Annotated in this window: 1 protein-coding gene; it reads left to right on the top strand. The window is 75.6% G+C overall.

The window, feature by feature from the left end:
• Positions 1-188: 188 nt before the first annotated feature.
• The coding region (locus ACI79F_RS24325) for a multicopper oxidase family protein (RefSeq protein WP_456578961.1) at positions 189-1,938 on the top strand (1,750 nt) is incomplete at its 3' end.

Consider the following 1,938-nt stretch of genomic DNA (forward strand, 5'->3'; position numbering starts at 1 on the left):
TGCAGCCGCGCGGCGCGGGCGCGGTCGCTGGCGGCCCGGGCGGCGGCGCGCCGCCCCCCCCCCCCCCCCCCCCCCCCCCCCCCCCCCCCCCCCCCCCCCCCCCCCCCCCCCCCCCCGCGGCTGTGCCCGGCCCCGCCGCCACCTGAGGCTGGGGGCACCCGGCAGCCTCCCCGGAACGGATCCCCGTCATGGACGACCCCACCCTCAGCCGCCGCGACGCCCTCAAGGTCGGGGCCCTCGGTGCCGCGGCCCTGGCCCTGCCCCTCGCCGTCTCCGCCGACGCCAAGCGCGCATCCGAGCTGTCGGAGAACCGGCTGCCGCGCCCCTTCGCCCGGCAGACCCGGCTCGTCCGGCCGCCGGTGCTCGGGCGGACGGGCGTGGACCCCGCGCCGACCGCCGCGGAGGAACGGGACGTCTACGACGTCACCATGCGCCAGTTCGGCGCCCAGCTCGTGCCCGGCTTCACGACGACGATGTGGGGCTACCAGGGCATGTTCCCCGGCCCCACGATCCGCGTGCAGCGGCGCCGGAGGGCCCGGGTGCGGTTCACCAACGACCTGCCGGTACGGCACCCGGTGTTCCGGTACGAGCCCACGACGTCGGTGCACCTGCACGGTGCTCCCTCGCTGCCGCAGTACGACGGGTACGCCAACGACACCTCCCGGCCGGGGCAGTACAAGGACTACCTGTACGACAACCAGCAGGAGGCGCGGACCCTCTGGTACCACGACCACGCGGTGCACCACACGGCCGAGAACGTCGCCATGGGGCTGGCCGGCCAGTACCACGTGGTCGACCCCCTCGAGGACGCCCTCGGCCTGCCGCAGGGCGACTACGACGTGCCGCTGATCGTCACCGACGTCGCCTTCACCAGCCGGGGGCAGCTGCTCTACGACGACCGCAGCGACTCCGGGCCGATGGGCGACGTCCTGCTGGTCAACGGGGTGCCCTTCCCCGCCTTCCCGGTCGAGCCGCGCCGGTACCGCTTCCGGCTGCTCAACGCCTCCATCGCCCGCGGGTACCGGTTCCGGCTGTCGCCGTCCGCTCCGCTGACCGTGATCGGGACCGACGGCGGGCTGGTGCACGACCCCGTCGACGCGGCCGAGATCCGGATGGGCATGGGCGAGCGCTACGACGTCGTCGTCGACTTCACGCCCTTCCGCGGCCGCCGGGTGGAGCTGCGCAACCTCGGCGTCGAGAACTCCGTCGACTACGACTTCACGGACCGGGTGGCGGCCTTCGACGTGCTCCCCACGGCGACGGACCTCAGAAACAACGGGCCCGTGCCCGACACGCTGGACATCCCCGAGCACGCCCTCATGGGGCTGCGCCCGGAGCAGGCCGTCCGCACCCGGCGGCTGGCCTTCGAGCGCGGCGGCAGCGAGTGGACGATCAACGACCTGACGTGGGCCGACGTGGAACAGTCGCAGTTCCGGCGGGTCATCGCCGATCCCGCGCTCGGGGACGTCGAGCTGTGGGAGTTCGAGAACGGCTCGGGCGGCTGGTTCCACCCCGTGCACCTGCACCTCGTGGACTTCCGGGTGCTGTCGCGCAACGGCCGCCCGCCCGCCGCCCACGAGTCCGCCGGCCCCAAGGACGTCGTCTACCTGGGCGAGAACGAGACCATCCGCGTGCTCACGCAGTTCGGCGCTCCGCCGGCGCCTCCGCCGGCCCCGGACGAGCCCGTGCCGCTGCCGCCCAGGATCGGCCGGTACATGCTGCACTGCCACAACAACACCCACGAGGACCACGACATGATGACCCAGTTCGAGGTGGGGACGGGCGGCCCGTCGCCGTTCGACGCCCCGCCGCAGGGCGTCCCGAAGCTCCTCCGCCCGGGGGGGGGGGGGGGGGGGGGGGGGCGCCCCCCGCGCCCCCCCGCGGGGGGGCGGGCGCGGCCCCCGCCCCCCCGCCGGCCCCCACCACCCCCACCACCCC

The organism is Blastococcus sp. SYSU D00868 (genome assembly GCF_054050575.1).